This is a genomic window from Rhodospirillales bacterium, assembly GCA_016872535.1.
Lineage (GTDB): Bacteria > Pseudomonadota > Alphaproteobacteria > Rhodospirillales > 2-12-FULL-67-15 > 2-12-FULL-67-15.
On sequence record VGZQ01000076.1, the window covers coordinates 1 to 14,954 of the forward strand.

Consider the following 14,954-nt stretch of genomic DNA (forward strand, 5'->3'; position numbering starts at 1 on the left):
TTGCGATTTCAACAGCCACGTCGCCGAAGCTGTGCCCGAGGGGCGCTGGCGGGACGCCGTCGTTCGCGAACTCGCGCATTACCATGCCGAAACCGGGCGCTTGGGGCACGCGCGCACGATTTTTTTCGGCGGCGGCACGCCATCCCTGATGTCGCCCGAGTCGGCGGGCGCGATCGTCCATGCGGTCAAGCGGCTATGGGGCTTGGCCGACCACGCCGAAATCACGCTCGAAGCCAACCCGACCTCGGTCGAGGCGAAAAAATTCGAGGGATTCCGACGCGCGGGCATCAATCGCGTGTCGATCGGCGTCCAGGCGCTCGACGACGAGGCGCTCCGGTTTCTCGGTCGCAAGCATTCGGCGGCCGAGGCGCTGCGCGCGCTGGAAACGGCGGCCGCGATCTTCCCGCGCTTTTCCTTCGATCTCATCTACGCGCGGCCCGGCCAGACCGTCGCCGGATGGCGCCGGGAATTGGGGCGCGCGCTCCGCTTCGCCCGCGGCCATCTTTCGCTCTACCAACTGACGATCGAACCGGGCACCCTCTTTCACCGCGATCGCGTCCTCGCCGCCGACGAGGACGCCGCCGCCGATCTCTTCGAGGCAACCCAGGAAATGACGCGCGCCGCCGGCCTGCATCCTTACGAGATTTCCAATCATGCTAAACCCGGCGCCGAATGCCGCCATAACCTGATCTATTGGCGGGGCGGTTGTTACGTCGGCGTCGGTCCCGGCGCGCACGGGCGCATGGCATCTTCGGACGGCACGGCCGTCGCCACCCACCAGATTCACGATCCCGCCGGATGGCTCGCGGCGGTCGAAAAGGTCGGCCACGGCACCGGCAAGCGCCAGCGGCTGACTCCGGAAAAACGCCGCGAGGAACTGCTGCTCGCGGGCCTGCGGCTCAGCGAGGGCGTCGGCCGGGCGCGGTTTCGGGCATTGACCGGAGCGGACGTGCTCGCCGTCGTCGACCGGGCGGCGTTGGCGCGGCTCGCGGACGGCGGCTTTCTCGAATGCGACGAGCACCGCCTGCGCGCGACCGCCGCCGGACGGCAACGGCTCAACGCCATTCTGACCTCGCTGCTGCCGGCGCGTTGATTCAGTTCCTGAAGGATTCCGGCGCCGGGCTGACGACGCGGGTGCCGTTGGCGAGCACTTGCAGCACCGCGAGCCCGCGTTCGTTGCCGCCGTCCGGGCGCAGACGGAAAATTCCGTCGCTGCCGGCGAAGCCCGAGCTTTGCGTCAGCGCGGCGGGCGAGAAATCGGCGCCCCTCTCGCCGCGCGCCAAAACCGCGGCGAGCGCGCCCGCGTCGTAGGCAAGCGTCGCCAGCCGGGGCGGCGCCGCGCCGAACGCCTGGCGGTAACGCTGCTCGAAAGAGGCCCGGGTCTGCGGCGGCGGCGCCGGGTACCAGCCGCCGACCAGCGCCGGTTCCGCGCCCAGCTGCGCCTGGTCCCATCGCCCGGTGCCGAGCATGCGGATTTTCGCCGGGTCGATGTCGAAGAACGGCAGCAGCGCGGCGATCGCCTGCAGGCGCTGTCCGCCGTCGGGCAGCAGCAAGGCGTCGAACGGCAATTCGCCCAGGGTTTGCATCCGTTCCAGGCGCGCCAGCGCGCGCTTGGATATCTCGTCGTCGCGGCCTTCCAGTTCCTTCTTCTGCGCGAGCAGCGCCTGGCGACGCGCGTCGTAGTTGGCGAAGCGGCGGATCAAATCGGAAAAATCGGTCGCGTTCGGATCGTAGAACTGCACTTGCGTCACCACCGCGTTGCCGTCGGCGGCCGCCTGGCGCAGCGCGGCGACGACCGCGCGGCCGTAGTCGTTGTCGGGCGCGAGCGCGGCGAAGCGGACGAAGCCGCGCGCGCGGGCGTAGCCGACGACCCGGCGCACCTCGGATTCGGGCTGGAAGCCGAGGATGTAGGCGCCGTCGCCGGCGGCGGCGCGGTCGGAGGAAAACGCCACCACCGGTACCCGCGCGACGCGCGCCACCGGCGCGACCGCCCGCACGCTTTGCGCCAGCAGCGGCCCGAGAATCAACTGCGCGCCGTCGGCGATCGCTTCCTGGGCCGCGCGTTGCGCGCTTTCGGGCGAATCGCCGGTGCCGTGAACGACGATCTCGAATTTTTCGTCGGCCCAATCGAACAGCGCCATTTGCGCCGCGTTCAGCATAGCTTGGCCGAGGGACGCGTTCGCGCCGGCGAGCGGCACCAGAAGTCCGACCCGGACCGCGCCCGGAATCGGCGGCGGCGGCGCCACGGCGGGAGCTTCGGGCGCGGCTTCGTCCGGCTGGCCCGGCGCGGTCGGCCGCGACAGCAAGGGGGCGAGCGACGGTGTCGCGGGTTGCGCCGGGCGAACCGCCGGGCTCGACGCGACCGGCGGCGCGGCCGGGGACGCGGTGGGAGGCGCCGGCCGAACGGCCGGCGCGTCTTGCTTCGCCGGACCCGGCCTGGGAGACTCGCAGCCCCAGAGCACACCCGCGGCGAGCACCCCAAGGACGGAGGGCCATGCGGCCATCAGGCGGCGATTACGGAAAAAGCGCATCGGCTCTCCTCCCCGGCGGACTCTATCTGGTGGCGACGCCGATCGGCAATCTCCGCGACGTGAGCCTCCGGGCGCTCGACACCCTCGCCGGCGCGGGCGCGATCGCCTGCGAGGACACGCGCGTCACCGCGAAGCTCCTCGCCCGGCACGGAATCTCCCGTCCGTTGATCGCCTATCACGACCACAACGCCGAGCGCGTCCGGCCCCGCCTGCTGGAGCGGCTTCAAGCGGGCGAGGCGATCGCGCTGGTGTCGGACGCCGGTTCGCCGCTCATCGCCGACCCCGGCTTCAAGCTGGTGCGCGAGACGGTCGCACGCGGCATTCCGGTCACCGCCGTGCCGGGGCCGTCGGCGGCGGTCGCCGCGCTGCAACTGTCGGGCCTGCCCGCGGACCGTTTTTTCTTCGCCGGCTTCCTGCCGGCCAAACCGACGGCGCGGCGGAAATCGTTGTCGGAGATCGCGGGCGTTCCCGGGACGTTGATCTTTTTCGAAACCGCGCCGCGGCTCGCGCGCGCGCTGGCCGACATGGCCGAGATTTTCGGGCCGCGCCCGGCGGCGGTCGCGCGCGAACTCACCAAGATGTTCGAGGAGGTACGGCGCGGTCCCTTGCCCGACCTCGCCCGCCATTACGGCGAAGCCGGGCCGCCCAAGGGCGAAATGGTCGTCGTGGTCGCGCCACCTGACAGTCATCCCGGCGCGACGGACGTCGATGGCGCGTTGAGAACGGCGCTCGCCCGCCTTTCGCCGTCGGCCGCGGCCGCCGAGGTCGCGCGCGTGACCGGAATTTCCCGGCGCGAGCTTTACCGGCGCGCCCTCGAACTGAAACCCAAATGAATCTTCCATGAGCGGACGCGCCGCCGAACTCGTCGCGCTGCTGCTTTTGACGCTCAAGGGTTATCGCGTGCTCGCCCGACGATTTTCGATCGGCGCGGGAACCGGCGCGGGCGAAGTGGACGTGATCGCGCGACGCGGCCACACGCTCGCTTTCGTGGAAGTCAAATCGCGTCCCGACTTGAACACGGCGGCCGAGTCGATTCGCCCCGATCAGCGCCGACGCATCGCCCGCGCCGCCGACGCGTTCGTCGCCAAGCGGCCGGGGTTGCGCGATTGCCAAGTCCGATTCGACGCGATTTTGGTCGCGCCGGGACGATGGCCGCGTCATGTCCCGAACGCCTGGCGCGCCGACGAGTGAAGAACGATTGAGGCCTGCGCCGCACGCTTGTATGATCGCGCCCATGCGCCGATTCGCCGCTCCTTATGCCTTGATCGCCCTGTTTGCCTTGCCGATCCTCCTCGGCGGCTGCGTCGGCGCCGCGGTCGGCGGCGCGGCCGCCGTCGGCGTCGCGGCCTATGATGAGCGCGGGATCGACGGCGTCGCCAGCGACCTGAAGCTCGCCATGGACATCCGCACCCGCTGGCTCGACAAGGACCACCTGATCCCGACCAAGGTGTCGGTCGAGGTCCACGAAGGCCGCGCGCTGCTTACCGGTCTGGTCCAGGACGAAAAGATGCGCGCCGACGCGGTCGGCGAGGCGTGGAAAGTGGTCGGCGTCAAACAAGTGCTGAACGAAATCGAGATCGCGCCTTCCGCCGGCGTGGTCGACTACAGCCGCGACACCTGGATCACGACCCAGATCAAGTCCAAGCTCGCGTTCGACGAAAAAGTAATGGCGGTCAATTTCAACGTCCAGACCATCAACGGTACCGTCTACCTGATCGGCATCGCCCGCGGCGCGGACGAGCATCGCCGCGTCATCGACACCTGCCGTTCGATCAGCTATGTGCGCCGCGTGGTCGATCACATCCGGGTCAAGCAGGCCGCCGGGGGGGCGTCGTGAGCCTGCCCGCCTCGCTGTCGCCGGCGGTGCGCGTCGCGCTCCGCGCGGTCGCGGCGCAGGCCGAAGCCGACATCGACGTCGCCGAGGTGGCCTTGATGCTCGCCGTCGCCGGGCGGCCGGGCGTGCTGCTGCAGCCGTACCGCCGCCACCTCGCCAAGATCTGCGAGGATGTCGCCCGCCACGCCGGGCCCGAGCCTTCGCTCGACATGCGGGTCGAGGCGCTGGCCGAGATCGTCGCCAAGCGCTACGGCTACGTCGGCACCGCCGATGCCTTTCGCGATCCCGACTGCGCCAATCTCACCTATGTCATGGACCGGCGCGGGGGGCTGCCCGTGACCCTCGGCATCATTTATCTGCACGTCGCCCGGACCCTCGGCTGGCCGCTCGCGGCCGTCGATTTTCCGCCCCGTCTTCTGCTCCGCCTCGATCATGGCGGCCGGCGCGCGTTGCTCGACCCGTTCGCGGGCCTGAAAGTTCTGGAAACGCCGGCGCTGCGCGTCATGCTGAAGGAATTTTCCGGCCCCGAGGCCGAAATCCGTCCCGGTCATTTCCGCGCCCTTTCCGCACGCGAGGTGCTGCTTCGGCTCCAAAACACGATCAAGGCGCGACTGCTCGATTCCCGCCAGATCGAGGACGCGCTCGCCCAGATCGAATTGATGCTGCTGTTCGCGCCCGAATCGCCGGAACTGTGGCGGGAGGCGGGCGTGCTCAATTCCCGGCTCGATAACGTCAAGGCCGCGGTCGCCGCGTTCGAGGAGTTCCTGCGGCGCGAAACCCGCGATTCGAGCCGTTACCGCGTTTCGATCCTGCTCCAGGAGCTGCGCGGCCGGCTCAATTGAGCGCCAAGCGCCGCAACAAACCCTCCCGATTCGATGAAGCTCGCCGTCGCCATCCAGATGGATCCGATCGAAACGGTCAACATCGAGACCGATTCGACCTTCGCGCTCGCGCTCGAAGCGGAGCGGCGCGGCCATGCCCTGTTCCACTACTTGCCCCAGAACCTCGCCTTCGCCCACGGCCGGCTCAAGGCGCGCGCGCGGCCTTTGTCCGTGCGGCGTAAAAAAGAAGACCATTACACGCTCGGCGCGAGCGAGGTTCTCGACCTGGCCGGAGTCGACGCGGTGCTGATGCGCCAGGACCCGCCGTTCGACATGGCCTACATCACCGCGACGCATCTTCTCGAGCACATTCATCCCGCGACGCTGGTGGTCAACGATCCGGCGAGCGTGCGCAACGCGCCGGAAAAATTGTTCGTGACCCATTTCCCGGAACTGATGCCGCCGACATTGATCGCGTCCGACCGCGACGAGATCAAGGCCTTCCGTGCCGAGCATCGCGAGATCGTGATCAAGCCGCTCTACGGCAACGGCGGCGCCGGGGTGTTCCACATCCGGCCCGAGGACGACAACCTCAACGCGCTGCTCGAGATGTTCACGACCATGAGCCGCGAGCCGGTCATCGTCCAGAAATACCTTCCCGCCGTGCGCGAGGGCGACAAGCGCATCGTGCTGGTGGACGGCCACCCGGCCGGCGCGCTCAAGCGGGTGCCGCCGCCGGGCGAGGCGCGCGCCAACCTGCACGTCGGCGCGCGCGCGGAAAAGGCGACGCTGGATGCCCGCGACAGGGACATCTGCGCCGCCATCGGCCCGACGCTGAAGGAGAAGGGCCTGATCTTCGTCGGCATCGACGTGATCGGCGGCTATCTCACCGAAATCAACGTCACCTCGCCAACCGGCATCCAGGAAATCGGCCGCTTCGACGTCGTTTCGATTGAATCCCAAATCTGGGACGCGATCGAGGCGCGGATCAAATCCGCGAAGGCGTAAGTCCTCCGCGAACGAAACGGCGATGGAATCTTTCTTGGTTTCGACCGCCGTCGTCGCGGTGGCGGAAATCGGCGACAAGACGCAGCTGCTCGCCCTGGTGCTCGGCGCGCGCTTCCGCCGCCCCCTGCCGATCATGGCCGGCATACTCCTGGCGACGCTCGCCAATCATGCGCTGGCTGCTTGGGCGGGCGTGTTCGCCGCCGCCTGGCTCGCGCCCGACGTGCTGCGCTGGGCGCTCGGACTTTCCTTCCTGGCCATGGCCGTTTGGGCCCTGATTCCCGACAAAGCCGACGCCGACCCCCGGATGGCCGGCGCGGCGGGCGCGTTCGCCGCCACCCTGATATCGTTTTTTCTGGTTGAAATCGGCGACAAGACCCAGATCGCCACCGTCGCCCTGGCGGCCCGTTTCGACGCCATCGCCGTCGTCACGCTCGGCACGACGCTTGGCATGATGATCGCGAACGCGCCCGCCGTGGCGCTTGGCGACGTGGCTGTAAAAAAGGTACCGTTCGGGGTCGCGCGCGCCATCGCCGCGGCGATATTCGGCGCGCTCGGTATCGCGGCTCTGGTCTTTCCCGCAACCGGCTACTAACCAGATCGTGCTTCCGGCGGATGCGGGCTATGATCCCGGATCCCGTCGCCGCGATTGAAGATAAAAGGTTTCGCCATGGACTACCTGCTCGCCCTCATTGCCGACCCCGCCGCCTGGGCCGCGCTGATAACCCTGGTGGCGATGGAGGTGGTGCTCGGCATCGACAACCTGATCTTCATCGCCATTCTCACCAACAAGCTGCCGGCGCAATTCCGCGCGCGGGCGCGGCGGATCGGCCTTTCCGCCGCGCTGCTCATGCGGCTCCTGCTGCTCGGGACCATCGCCATCATCGTCCAGCTGACCGATCCGGTCTTCCATGTTTTCGGCGCCGGTTTTTCCTGGCGCGACCTGATCCTGGTCGCGGGCGGCCTGTTTCTGGTATGGAAGGCAACCAAGGAGATTCACCACAGCGTCGATCCCGAGCCGGGCCCGGACATGTTCGATCGCGGCGCGGGCGCGGTCGGGTTCACGGCCGCCATCGGGCAAATCCTGCTGCTCGATCTGGTGTTTTCGATCGACAGCATCATCACCGCCGTCGGCATGACCGATCACATCCCGATCATGGTCGTCGCCGTGCTGATCGCGGTCGCGGCCATGATGTTCGCCGCCGGGCCGCTCGCCAACTTCATCAACGCCAATCCGACCATCGTCATGCTGGCGCTCGGGTTCCTCTTGATGATCGGCACCGCGCTGATCGCCGAAGGGTTCGGCGCGCCGGTCCCCAAGGGTTACATCTACGCGGCGATGGCGTTTTCCGCCTTCGTCGAGGGCCTCAACATGCTGGCCCGGCGCGCGCGGAAAAAGCGGCCGGAAACGGATTCGTGAGGACCCTCACGTCCATGTGACGGCCGCGGCGCGCCGCGCGTGCTATACGGAATGCGTTATGCGCGCAGCATTATTGCGTTTCGGATTGGCGATCGGGATCGTGTGGCTTGCCGCCACGTCGGCGTTCGCAGGACCGTATTATCTCCAGGACGGAGTCGCCGCCGACGGCTACGACACGGTCGCTTATTTCACCGAAGGCCGCGCGGTGAAAGGCGACGCCAAGTTCCAGCATTCCTGGGACGGGGCGAAGTGGAATTTTTCCTCCGCCGCCAACCGCGACCGGTTCGCCGCCGACCCGGCCAAGTACGCGCCCCAGTACGGCGGCTTCTGCGCCTATGGCGTTGCGTCCGGCTACAAGGTCAAAGTCATCGGCGAGGCTTGGCGCGTCCGCGACGGCAAGCTCTATCTTAATTACGACAAATCCGTCCAAAAACGCTGGCTGGCCGATATTCCCGGCTACATCGCCAAGGCCGAAGATAACTGGTCGAAGATCAAGGACAAGTAACCGCGCGCGGCCGTTTCCCCGCCCTGCCGCCATGGCCTATGATCGGCTGCGGGAGGCTCGCCGCGCGCACGAATGAACCGCCTGCCGAACGCATACTTGGCCGTTGTCGACGAGAGCAAGGTTAACGCGTACCTGTTGTCCGAAAGCCATCCGGCGGGACGCGCCAAGGCTGCTTTTTTCCGCCGCCACGGCTTTCGGGTGGCGGCGTGGGAAGTCTTGCGGGACGCGCTCATCGTCCATGGGCGGACCGCCGATGTCGTCTCGACGATCGAGACTCCATTCGGAACGAAGTATATATTGGAAGGGACGCTCGCCGCGCCGGACGGCCGTTCGCCGCGTCTGCGCACGGTTTGGTTCGTGACGACGGGCGAGACTTCCCTGCGGTTGGTGACGGCCTATCCGGCCGTCGGAGGCGAGAAATGATCAAGGAACTCGATCCCGTCGTCCTGACCGAAGACTTGCCCGAGGACGGACTGAAAACGGGCGACGTGGGCTGGGTCGTGATGGTCCACGGCGGCGGCGCCGGATTCGAGGTGGAATTCACGACGCTCGCGGGCGAGACCGTTTCGGTCGTGACGGTTCCATCCACGGCCGTAAGGCCCGTCGGCCCCAAGGAGATCGCCCACGCGCGAATGGTGGCGTGAGTGGGTGGGTTCCGCCGGGCCCGACGAAGCAACCGGCAGAGACCCTATCCCAACTTGGTTCTGGCCATACAGTATTTCCGCAGCCTACCAATTGAGCAGCGGAAGAAAGCAAGATGCGCTTTCGAAGAAGAACGATTCATTAGATACCGGTCACAAAGATTACTTATGGCAGCGGCAGCATCGCTGATCTGCCTGTGTTCCTCATTCCCGAGGAAATAATGCGGTATGGCGCCTTCAAGCACCTTCGCCGTATTCCTTGCCGCCACGGATATTGGCTCTACTAGAAAACGAACATGAAGGCATTTATTGCAACTGGTTTCGGATGCTCGATTTCATCCCGAATTCCGCTTAATCGTTCGAGCAGTTTGTTCTCTTCCTCTGTTAACTTCAAAAGGGATTTGGTCTTGGCTTTTTCTATCAACTCAAGAAAATTTACGACTTTGTAATCCTTGATATCGAACTCGACCGACGGGGCCACGGTCTCCTCGTGTCGCTTGGCTGTTTTGTCCGAATATGCGCCACGGTAGTCTGGCCCGGAAAGCGCTGCCACCAATGCCGCCTGAAGCGCCGCGTGAGCTGCCTTGGCAGCAAACAACAACTGGATCGGTTTAGATTCGGCTGCGGCGAGTTTCTTTGCGCACACCACCAATTCCTCTCCCGCTAAACTCACGGGATGAAAGATTATCCGGTCGTCAGGATTCACGGTCCGCCTTCCCTGCGCTCCTGCCGTTACCTGAAGCGCCCAATGGAATCTAGCATCTTGCACATCGGCAGCTACGGCCGCGCCTTCGCTTGTTCGTACACCAGATCAGTTAAGAACATCGCTCTTTGCGGTCTTTCAAACGATTGGGCATCATAGCGGAGAGCCGCCTCTTGCGCGCGGGGAGGTAGTCCCCGTCCTATGTGCATGGTAGAACCTTATCCTATCCGCCGCACCGATTCGCGGCGAAAGGGCAGGAGGCGATGGTCGCGCGCGTCAACACGGTGGCGTTCCAGGGAATCGGCGTGCTCGCCGTCGACGTCCAGGTGCAGATGGCGTCGGGCCTGCCCGCGTTCACCCTGGTCGGCCTGCCGGACAAGGCGGTCGGCGAATCCCGCGAGCGGGTGCGCGCGGCGCTCGCCGCCATGGGCCTCGCACTGCCGGCGAAGCGTATCACCGTCAATCTCGCGCCGGCCGATCTCGCCAAGGAAGGCTCGCACTTCGACCTGCCGATCGCGCTTGGCCTGCTCGCCGCCATGGACGCGCTGCCCAAGGACGAGATCGCCGAGTACGCGGCGCTCGGCGAACTCGGGCTCGACGGGCGGATCGCGCGGGTCGCGGGCGTGCTGCCGGCCGCGCTGCACGCGCGCGAACAGGGCCTCGGCCTGATCTGCCCCGCGGGCCAAGGCCCCGAAGCCGCCTGGGCGGAGGGCCTGCGCGTGCTGGCGGCGAGCGATCTGGTGCAGATCGTCAACCATTTCCGGGGCAGCCAGGTGCTGGCCGCACCGGTCGCCAGGCTTTCCGAATCCGCCGCCCTCTATCCCGACATGGCCGACATCAAGGGCCAGGAAACCGCCAAGCGCGCGATCGAGATCGCCGCCGCGGGCGGGCACAATTTGCTGATGATCGGCCCGCCCGGCGCGGGCAAATCCATGCTCGCAAGCCGCCTGCCCGGCTTGCTGCCGCCGCTCGACGCCGCCGAGGCGCTGGAAGTGAGCCTTATCCAAAGCGTTGCCGGCGAATTGCCCGAGGACGGCTTGACGCGGCGGCGCCCGTTTCGCGATCCGCACCACTCGGCCTCGGTCGCGGCGCTGGTCGGCGGCGGCGCGCGCGCCAAGCCGGGCGAAGTGTCGCTCGCCCATTTGGGCGTTCTCTTTCTCGACGAGCTGCCGGAATTCCAGCGCGGCGCGTTGGAGGCGCTGCGCCAGCCGCTGGAAACCGGGCGCGTCTCGGTCGCGCGCGCCAACGCCCATGTGACGTATCCCGCCCGGGTTCAGTTGATCGCGGCCATGAACCCATGCCGCTGCGGGCACCTGGACGACGCCGCCCAAGCGTGCTCCAAGGCGCCGCGCTGCGCCGAGGAGTATCAATCGCGCATTTCCGGGCCGCTGTTCGACCGCATCGACCTGCACGTGGAAGTCGGCGCCGTCAACCCGATGGACCTGACCCTGCCGCCGCCCGCCGAGAACAGCGCCGCGATCGCGGCCCGCGTCGCCCGCGCGCGTGAAATCCAGAAAGCGCGTTACCCCGCGCTCAACGCCGATCCGCCGGTGCGGACCAACGCCGAGGCCGATGGAACGCTGTTGGAAAAAGTCGCCGCGCCGGACGAGGCCGGACGCAAACTGCTCGCCGAGGCGGTGGAGCGGTTGAAATTATCCGCGCGCGGCTATCACCGGATGCTGCGCGTGGCGCGCACGCTCGCCGACTTGGAAGGCGCCGAAAGCGTGCGCCGTATTCACGTCGCCGAGGCGCTTTCCTTCCGCCGCATCGCGCCCAACCGGATCGGGGCCCACTGAAAACACCCCATTCTTCCCTTCGGACTAAATTCGGTCTATATTTTGGTCGAAATCGGGCGAGGAGACCGGCGATGAAACTTTCGGAACAGGTCAAGTCGATCAGCTATCTCAAGGCCCACGCGCCGGAGGTGATCCGTGACCTGGCCAGGGGCCAAGACCCGGTCATCATCACGCTGCACGGCGAAGCCAAGGCTGTCTTGCAGGACATCGCCAGCTACGAGCAGGCCCAGGAGACCATGGCCCTGCTCAAGATGCTGGCTCTGACCCACAAGGCCGTCGAGCGGGGCAAGGTCCGCCCGGCCCGTGAAGCCTTCGCCCGCGTTCGTGCCCGCGTGAAAAAAACAGCGTAAAGAAATAGGCCCGACGTGCCGTTCGAGGTTCTGTTGTCCGAGGACGCTGAACGGGATATCGAGGATATTTACCGCTACGTCGCCCGGCGCGACACGATCGATAAAGCGGATCGCCTGCTCGTTGCGCTTGAGGAAACTTGCCTCGGATTGTCCGAATTTCTGGAGCGCGGCAATGTACCGAAGGAACTTTCGTCCCTGGGCATGACCGAATTCCGCGAGGTCCATTACAAGCCGTATCGGGCGATCTACCGGATTATCGGCCGCAAGGTCGTTGTCTACGGCGTTCTCGACGGGCGACGGGATATGCAGACCCTACTGCGGCGGCGGCTCATCCGTTGACGCTCTTGCCGCGTTCGCGGCGGAAGCCGCCCGCATCGCGCCCAACCGGACGGCGGCGTAGGCGCTCCGGTCTGGAATCGTATCCAAGATTCTGGCGCGCCCGCAAAACGACACTTTTTCTCCAATCCCATTGCCTCGCCCGCGCATAATGCCCAAAATACCAAAACAAAATGAGCGTCTGGCCATAGGAAAAACCGGCATACATGACAGCTAAGCGTTCTCCGATAAAACGCCGACGTGCGTCGGCGAATACCACCCGCACGAGACGAAAGGCCAGGGTCGGAGGGGGGCAGCCGCCGTCGGATATCCTCGCTCGTGCCGTCGAACTCGCCAACCGAGGAGATTTGAACGGGGCGCTAGCTGCCGCCCAAACAGTCCTGAACATTTATCCCAATCACTGGCAGGCATTGAATTTCATGGGCGCCATTTTGTGGCACCTGGGACGTCGCGCCGAATCTGTCGCGGCAATCGAAAAATCCATTGCGAGCGCGCCTTCAAATGAGATCGATGTCCGGTTCGGTTTAGTCGATCAGCTTCTGCTCGCGATTTCGAAAGGGGGCTTCAATCCAGATAAAGCCATCGGAATTATGTTCGATTTGATCAAACAGCATAAACCAGAGGCGCGTTTCTTGGCCCGATTTACAAACGTGGTGAAAGATTTCGGCCGCCTAGACGAGGCGTTGAAATTAGCCAACATGGCGGTCTCCGCTTATCCGGAAAATCCCACGCTCCACCGCAATAAGGCCTCCGTTCTTATGCGAATGGGGTGGGATGACCGGGCTGTCGCTGCTTATGCACTTAGCATCATGCCCTACCAGCCTAACACGCGAGAAGCGGCGAAAGCTTCGAGTAAAGAAATCCGCTCCCATTACGCCGGGCTTGCGGCTTCATACGACGATAATGCTCTGCATCAATCCTTCAGCGACCGGATGGCCAAGTTCATTGTCGAACTTACCGGCCCGGCTTTGACTAAGCGCGTGCTTGACGCCGGTTGTGGCACCGGGCTTCTGGGAACGTGTCTTAAAGTCGCTCGGTTGGTTGGAATCGACCGGTCTCCGGACATGTTGGCCAAGGCGCGCATTAAGAACATCTACGCCGAATTGGTGGAGGGCGATCTGGTCGAGGCGATGGCGGCGCGGACGGATTCTTTTGACATTGTCGCATCGGTAAGCGTGCTATGTCACATCGCCGACCTCGCGCCTTTTTTCCGGGAGACGGCCCGAATATTGGTTCCCGGAGGCCATCTGTTCTTTTCGGTCGATCCCGCTCCGGATTCCATGGATATTGGCGTAACGGAGCCGGGGGAATACGCCCACAGCCGTGTCTATCTTCGCCGCTTGGCCTCCGAATGCGATTTTACCGAAGTTGCCATCACGGTCATGGAACACCGCGCGACGCCGGGTTTTTGGTGTGCGTTCCAACGCACGTGAGAATCGCTAGCGCGCTTCAGCTCCTCAACGCGAAGTCGGTGGCGGAAACCTGGCCGGCATTGACGCCGTCCACGTGGGCGATCTGATAGGAGTTCGTGTTGGAGGCGTTGCTGGCGTCCGACGTGTAATAGATGTCGACCCCGCCCGAGCCGGTCTGCGATCCAACCACGACGATGCCGCTGACCGCGTTGCCGGAGGACAAGTCGACCGGCGCGCCGCCAAGGCTGGCCGCCGTTTCGAAGTACTGCGCGGGATCGAGAAAGCCCGAATCGCCGAAACCGAAATCGGCGTTGCCGAGCACGAACCGGTCCTGGCCCGGTTGGAAATCGACGACATGGTCGGAACCGAGCGATTGCACCTTGTCGGCGACGGTGGCGCCCGTGCCGCCCGCGAACACAAATTGATCGGCGCCGCCCCCGCCGATCAACGTATCGGCGCCTTGTCCGCCCTGGAGCGTATCGGCGCCGGGACCGCCGATGAGCGTGTCCGCGCCCGCGCCGCCGATCAGAGTCAGGTTCTCGACCGGCGCGGGAATCGGATCGTCGCGCGCCTCAGTGACCGGCGCGGGCGGCGGCGGCTCGACGGAGGCCGGGATATAACCGATCGCCGGCTTGAAGCCGAACACCGGGTCGGACGCGAGGGAAATGCGCACCGGCGACGGCGCGTCGCCCGAACCGGCGAGAAAACGCTCGCCGGACGATCCGGCGATCTGCGGCGAGCCCCAGGCTTCGGCTTCGTTCCGCGCGGCGGCGAACGCGCGCGCCAGCGCCTGATCGGGCGAATCGCCCGCGGCCAGCGCGCCGTTGAAGGCGTTCTCGGCCGCCGCCTGGCCGGCCGCAAGCTCGACGGAGGTCGCCGCCCGACCGGCCTGGGTAATGATGGAATCGGCGATTACGGCGGCGAACGCTTGCTGCGGTCCCGTAACGTTGGTGGTGACCGCCGCGATCCAGCCGCGCGCATCGGCGAGCAGTTCGCCGCGATCGACCCGCGAGGCCCACTCGCGCGCGATGGTCGTGATCCATCCTTCGCCGGCGCCGGCGCGACCGGGCCCGGCCGCGAGCGCGGGGTCGGCGGACGCGACCTCGAGGGCCGCTTCCCATCCCGTTGCTGGGCGGCGGGCCTCGACCGCGTCAGGGCCGCCTTCCGTCCGCGCCGCCCATTGTTCAGCTTCCGAAACGGTCGGGGCCGGCACCGCGACGGCCCGCCAGCTGTCGGCCGCCGCCAAAACTTCGCTCGCGCCGAGATCGGGCCGCGTTCGCGCCGCCCACGCATCTGCCTCGCGCGCGGAGGGCGCGGTTTCGGTCGCCGCCTGCTCGCGCGCTTCGGCAATTTCGGTGCGGGGACGCCAGGCGGCGAAGGCGGGATCTTCCGTAGGCGGCGTCGGGGCGGCGAAGGCGCTCGGGTTTTCCCGGTGCGCGCGCGTCAGCGCCTCAACGTAGGCCGGCGCGAATTCGCGCGCGGCGTCGGCGAGCGCGGTGACGGCGTCGCCGAATTGCAGGCCGACCTGGCGCACGGTCATCAGGAAGGGCGTCGACGGCGCGATCTCGTAGCCGGCGGCGCTTGCGCCTTCGTTCGCCTG

18 protein-coding genes are annotated in these 14,954 nt (G+C 66.3%); 15 read left to right on the forward strand and 3 right to left on the reverse strand.

From position 1 onward, the window contains the following. Window positions 1-1,093, forward strand: a 1,093-nt coding sequence (locus tag FJ311_13235; GenBank protein MBM3952399.1) for a coproporphyrinogen III oxidase, incomplete at its 5' end; no start/stop codon positions are given. A 1-nt stretch (window position 1,094) separates the two neighbouring features. Here the strand turns inward: FJ311_13235 and FJ311_13240 are convergent. Continuing rightward, entirely contained in the window at window positions 1,095-2,531 is a 1,437-nt protein-coding gene (locus FJ311_13240) for a penicillin-binding protein activator (protein MBM3952400.1), read from the reverse strand. On the opposite strand from FJ311_13240, the gene rsmI reads away from it, so the two are divergent. From rsmI to FJ311_13290, 10 genes are all read left to right on the forward strand, one after another. Next, window positions 2,495-3,364, forward strand: coding sequence for a 16S rRNA (cytidine(1402)-2'-O)-methyltransferase (gene rsmI / locus FJ311_13245; protein ID MBM3952401.1), 870 nt, complete (start codon window positions 2,495-2,497; stop codon window positions 3,362-3,364). The genes FJ311_13240 and rsmI overlap by 37 nt on opposite strands. Window positions 3,365-3,371: 7 nt before the next feature. Then, entirely contained in the window at window positions 3,372-3,722 is a 351-nt protein-coding gene (locus FJ311_13250; GenBank protein ID MBM3952402.1) for a YraN family protein, read from the forward strand. Then, window positions 3,691-4,368, forward strand: a complete 678-nt coding sequence (locus FJ311_13255; protein ID MBM3952403.1) for a BON domain-containing protein — start codon at window positions 3,691-3,693, stop codon at window positions 4,366-4,368. Before FJ311_13250 ends, FJ311_13255 begins: the two co-directional genes overlap by 32 nt. After that, window positions 4,365-5,207, forward strand: coding sequence for a tetratricopeptide repeat protein (locus tag FJ311_13260; GenBank protein MBM3952404.1), 843 nt, complete (start codon window positions 4,365-4,367; stop codon window positions 5,205-5,207). The genes FJ311_13255 and FJ311_13260 overlap by 4 nt, the downstream gene beginning before the upstream one ends. Before the next feature lie 33 nt (window positions 5,208-5,240). Beyond that, complete coding sequence (gene gshB / locus FJ311_13265) at window positions 5,241-6,194, forward strand: glutathione synthase (GenBank protein ID MBM3952405.1); 954 nt, start codon at window positions 5,241-5,243, stop codon at window positions 6,192-6,194. Window positions 6,195-6,216: 22 nt separating this feature from the next. Beyond that, the gene (locus FJ311_13270) at window positions 6,217-6,786 is read left to right on the forward strand and encodes a TMEM165/GDT1 family protein (protein ID MBM3952406.1); all 570 of its coding nucleotides are present in this window, start codon (window positions 6,217-6,219) and stop codon (window positions 6,784-6,786) included. A gap of 75 nt (window positions 6,787-6,861) precedes the next feature. Beyond that, window positions 6,862-7,611, forward strand: coding sequence for a TerC family protein (locus FJ311_13275; protein ID MBM3952407.1), 750 nt, complete (start codon window positions 6,862-6,864; stop codon window positions 7,609-7,611). A gap of 58 nt (window positions 7,612-7,669) precedes the next feature. Next, window positions 7,670-8,116 (forward strand): YHS domain-containing protein, encoded by a 447-nt coding sequence (locus FJ311_13280; protein MBM3952408.1) that lies wholly within the window; start codon window positions 7,670-7,672, stop codon window positions 8,114-8,116. Window positions 8,117-8,188: 72 nt separating this feature from the next. Then, entirely contained in the window at window positions 8,189-8,539 is a 351-nt protein-coding gene (locus FJ311_13285) for a hypothetical protein (GenBank protein ID MBM3952409.1), read from the forward strand. Continuing rightward, window positions 8,536-8,760, forward strand: coding sequence for a DUF4926 domain-containing protein (locus tag FJ311_13290; protein MBM3952410.1), 225 nt, complete (start codon window positions 8,536-8,538; stop codon window positions 8,758-8,760). Before FJ311_13285 ends, FJ311_13290 begins: the two co-directional genes overlap by 4 nt. Window positions 8,761-9,040: 280 nt before the next feature. Here the strand turns inward: FJ311_13290 and FJ311_13295 are convergent, their stop codons facing one another. Continuing rightward, window positions 9,041-9,463 (reverse strand): hypothetical protein, encoded by a 423-nt coding sequence (locus FJ311_13295; protein MBM3952411.1) that lies wholly within the window; start codon window positions 9,461-9,463, stop codon window positions 9,041-9,043. Window positions 9,464-9,723: 260 nt separating this feature from the next. Between FJ311_13295 and FJ311_13300 the strand changes: the two genes are divergently transcribed. The 4 genes from FJ311_13300 to FJ311_13315 all read left to right on the forward strand — a co-directional run bounded on the left by FJ311_13300 (window position 9,724) and on the right by FJ311_13315 (window position 13,375). Further along, window positions 9,724-11,256 (forward strand): YifB family Mg chelatase-like AAA ATPase, encoded by a 1,533-nt coding sequence (locus FJ311_13300; protein ID MBM3952412.1) that lies wholly within the window; start codon window positions 9,724-9,726, stop codon window positions 11,254-11,256. A gap of 71 nt (window positions 11,257-11,327) precedes the next feature. Continuing rightward, a complete protein-coding gene (locus FJ311_13305; GenBank protein MBM3952413.1) occupies window positions 11,328-11,606 on the forward strand; it encodes a type II toxin-antitoxin system Phd/YefM family antitoxin in 279 nt (92 codons plus the stop codon). A gap of 15 nt (window positions 11,607-11,621) precedes the next feature. Next, window positions 11,622-11,945 (forward strand): type II toxin-antitoxin system RelE/ParE family toxin, encoded by a 324-nt coding sequence (locus FJ311_13310; protein MBM3952414.1) that lies wholly within the window; start codon window positions 11,622-11,624, stop codon window positions 11,943-11,945. 203 nt (window positions 11,946-12,148) lie between these two features. Next, window positions 12,149-13,375: a methyltransferase domain-containing protein gene (locus FJ311_13315; GenBank protein ID MBM3952415.1), complete on the forward strand. Its 1,227-nt coding sequence runs from the start codon at window positions 12,149-12,151 to the stop codon at window positions 13,373-13,375. A 16-nt stretch (window positions 13,376-13,391) separates the two neighbouring features. Here the strand turns inward: FJ311_13315 and FJ311_13320 are convergent, their stop codons facing one another. After that, window positions 13,392-14,894: a hypothetical protein gene (locus tag FJ311_13320; GenBank protein ID MBM3952416.1), complete on the reverse strand. Its 1,503-nt coding sequence runs from the start codon at window positions 14,892-14,894 to the stop codon at window positions 13,392-13,394. Window positions 14,895-14,954 lie beyond the last annotated feature (60 nt).